General features: G+C 69.1%; 4 protein-coding genes. All 4 read left to right on the top strand.

The window, feature by feature from the left end:
- Positions 1-1,203: DUF4190 domain-containing protein (locus AOK17_RS46055; RefSeq protein ID WP_055618617.1), on the top strand; the 1,203-nt coding region annotated here is incomplete at its 5' end.
- A gap of 147 nt (positions 1,204-1,350) precedes the next feature.
- Positions 1,351-2,103 carry a GntR family transcriptional regulator gene (locus tag AOK17_RS46050; RefSeq protein ID WP_055618616.1) on the top strand — a complete coding sequence of 251 codons (753 nt, stop codon included), beginning with the start codon at positions 1,351-1,353 and terminating at the stop codon, positions 2,101-2,103.
- Between the two features lie 335 nt (positions 2,104-2,438).
- Positions 2,439-2,621, top strand: coding sequence for an SPOR domain-containing protein (locus AOK17_RS46045; protein WP_055618615.1), 183 nt, complete (start codon positions 2,439-2,441; stop codon positions 2,619-2,621).
- 42 nt (positions 2,622-2,663) lie between these two features.
- Positions 2,664-3,075: (deoxy)nucleoside triphosphate pyrophosphohydrolase (locus AOK17_RS46040; RefSeq protein ID WP_055618618.1), on the top strand; the 412-nt coding region annotated here is incomplete at its 3' end.

The raw sequence follows: 3,075 nt of genomic DNA, 5'->3' as shown, positions 1-3,075 counted from the left end.
GGGCCGTACCCGCCGCCGGGCCAGCCGCAGGGCCCGTACGGCGCGTACCCGGGCGGGCCGCAAGGTCCGGGACCAGGACCGGGTCCGTACGGCTATCAGCCCTGGGGGCAGGGCTACTCCCCGTACAACACCCCGGCCCCGGTCAACGGCCTGGCCATAGCCGCACTCGTGCTCGGCATCCTGTGCTTCCTCCCCCTCGTAGGCCTGATCCTCGGCTTCTTCGCGCTGGGGCAGATCAAGAGGAAGGGCGAGCGCGGCAAGGGCATGGCGATCGCCGGGATGATCCTGTCGGGCATCGGCGCCGCGATCCTCGCCCTCGCGCTCGCCACCGGCGGAGCGGCCGAGTTCTGGGACGGCTTCCAGGAGGGGGCGCGCGAGGCGAGCGAGAACGGCGCGACCTTCTCCGTGGACGAGGGAGAGTGCTTCGACACGCCGGGCGGCTCGCTGGAAGGCATGGCGTACGACGTCGACACGGTGTCCTGCGACGAGGAGCACGACGGCGAGGTCTTCGCGAACTTCAGGATGGCGAGCGGCAGTTACCCCGGTGACAGCGCGATCACCGAGGCCGCCGATGACAAGTGCTACACCCTCCAGTACGCCTACGCCATGGATACCTGGGCCATCCCGGAGAACGTCGACATCTACTACTTCACGCCGACCCGGGACAGCTGGAGCCTCGGCGACCGCGAGATCAGCTGCCTGTTCGGCAACGTGGACGAGAAGGGCGGCCTGACCGGCTCGCTGCGCCAGGACGAGACGACCCTCGACGCCGACCAGCTCACCTATCTGAAGGCGGCCCAGGTCCTCAACGAGGCGATGGAGTCGGCGCCCGAGGAGGAGTACGTCGAGGACGACCTGCCCGGCCACAAGGAGTGGGCGACCAGGGTCTCGGCCGCGATCACCGAGCAGCTCGGAATGCTGCGTGGCCACGACTGGCCCGCCGACGCGAAGGATCCGGTCGCCGCGCTGGTCAAGGACCTGGGCAAGGCGCAGGGGGAGTGGTCGGCAGCGGCGAAGGCCGCCGACGCGGACGTCTTCTACGAGCACTACGACAAGGCGCTGGAACTCACCGACGCCAAGAAGACGGTCACCACGCGCAAGGCTCTGGGCCTCGCCTCGACGCCGCCGGAGTCGTACGAGGGCGACGGCGGTGAGGACAGCGGTACGGGAGGCAGCACAGGAGGTAGCGGCGCAGAGGTGTGACAGCGGCCATAACGGGGAGAAAGTGCCTGCGTAAAGGCTTGAGAGGCCGCAAGTCATCACATCGAGTGATTCTCTGGCCTCCGCTTGCCTGGCACAACCCACGGTTGCCACCCTGTAGCTGTCTGTACAACCTGACGGGAGTGGCCAGTGACATTCGGTGAGCAGCCGGCGTATCTGCGCGTCGCAGGTGATCTTCGCAAGAAGATCGTCGACGGATCGCTGCCACCGCACACACGGCTCCCGTCACAGGCGAGAATCCGCGAGGAGTACGGCGTCTCGGACACGGTCGCCCTTGAGGCCCGCAAGGTCCTGATGGCCGAGGGTCTCGTCGAGGGCCGCTCCGGGTCCGGTACGTACGTGCGCGAACGTCCGGTGCCGCGCCGCGTCGCCCGCTCCGGGTACCGGCCGGACAGCGGCGCGACACCGTTCCGCCAGGAGCAGGCCGACGTCTCCGCGCGCGGTACATGGGAGTCGCACAGCGCACAGGCCGAGGCGAGCGGCGCCATCGCCGAGCGGCTCGGCCTCCAGGCCGGCGACCGCGTGATGTGCACGAAGTACGTCTTCCGGGACGCGGGCGAGGCGATGATGCTCTCCACCTCCTGGGAGCCCCTCGCCGTCACGGGCCGCACGCCCGTGATGCTCCCCGAAGAGGGCCCCCTGGGCGGCATGGGCGTCGTCGAGCGCATGGCCGCCATCGACGTGATCGTGGACAACGTCACGGAGGAGGTGGGCGCCCGTCCCGGCCTCGCGGAGGAACTGTCGGCGCTGGGGGGTGTGCCCGGGCATGTGGTGGTCGTCATCCAGCGGACGTACTACGCCTCGGGGCGGCCGGTGGAGACGGCGGACGTGGTGGTGCCGGCGGACCGGTATCGCATCGCCTATCACCTGCCGGTGAAGTAGCTCGTAGCTGCCCTGGCGGCCATTGACTTGGGTCGGTTGTCGGCTGCTCGTTGGTGGGGCCGTGCCGGTGGAATCCGGTCGTTCTCTCGGGGGGTGTTCGGCGCGGTCTCTGGGCTGTCGGCGGGAGCCCGAGGGGGATGAGGGGGCGTGTCCGTGAGGATGCGCCCCCTCAGTGCTGGCCGATTGCGTACCTGTCGGGCATCCCGCGCATACCTCTTTGTGAAAAGCCGTATTCGCTGCGTGAAGGTTAGGCGTAGGCTCGGGCATATGCGGATTGCGGTTTCCTTATGTGGCGGGGCAGGACGCGAGCCGGGGGCGGGGAGCGGAGGGGCGCGATGAACGACGGCACCATCACACTTCCCTGGCTCGTCATACGACAGGACGACAACGGCAATCGCTACCGCGTCGGCAGGTACGCGACGAGGGCCGAGGCCCAGAAGATCGCGGACAGCCTCGACGACCGTGGGCACAAGCAGCTCTACTGGGTCGAGCGGATCGGGCAGAACGGCTCGAAGTGACGCGTGTGGGTGTGTCCGTGGGGCTCCCGTAGGCTCCGGCGCATGACCGAACGGATCGTGGTGGTGGGAGCCGCCGTGCTGAGCGACGGATGCCTTCTTGCCGCGCGTCGCAGTGCGCCCGCGGAGTTGGCCGGGCGGTGGGAGTTGCCCGGGGGGAAGGTGGAGTCCGGGGAGACTTCCGAGGGGGCGCTCGTGCGGGAGCTTCGGGAGGAGCTCGGGGTTGAGTCGGAGGTGCTTGCTCGTGTTCCGGGCGAGTGGCCTCTGCGGTCGCCGTACGCCCTTCAGGTGTGGACCGTGCGGCTCCTGGCGGACTCGCCTGCGCCCAAGCCGCTCCAGGACCATGACGAGCTCCGCTGGTTGACTCCGGATGAGCTGTGGGATGTGGAGTGGCTGGAGCAGGATGTCGCGGCCGTGATGGAGGTTGCGCGGGGGGTTTGGGGGAGTGGGGCGGCTG

This window comes from Streptomyces phaeochromogenes, from assembly GCF_001418655.1.
GTDB lineage: Bacteria > Actinomycetota > Actinomycetes > Streptomycetales > Streptomycetaceae > Streptomyces > Streptomyces phaeochromogenes.
This window is presented reverse-complemented; position numbering and strand designations above follow the sequence as displayed.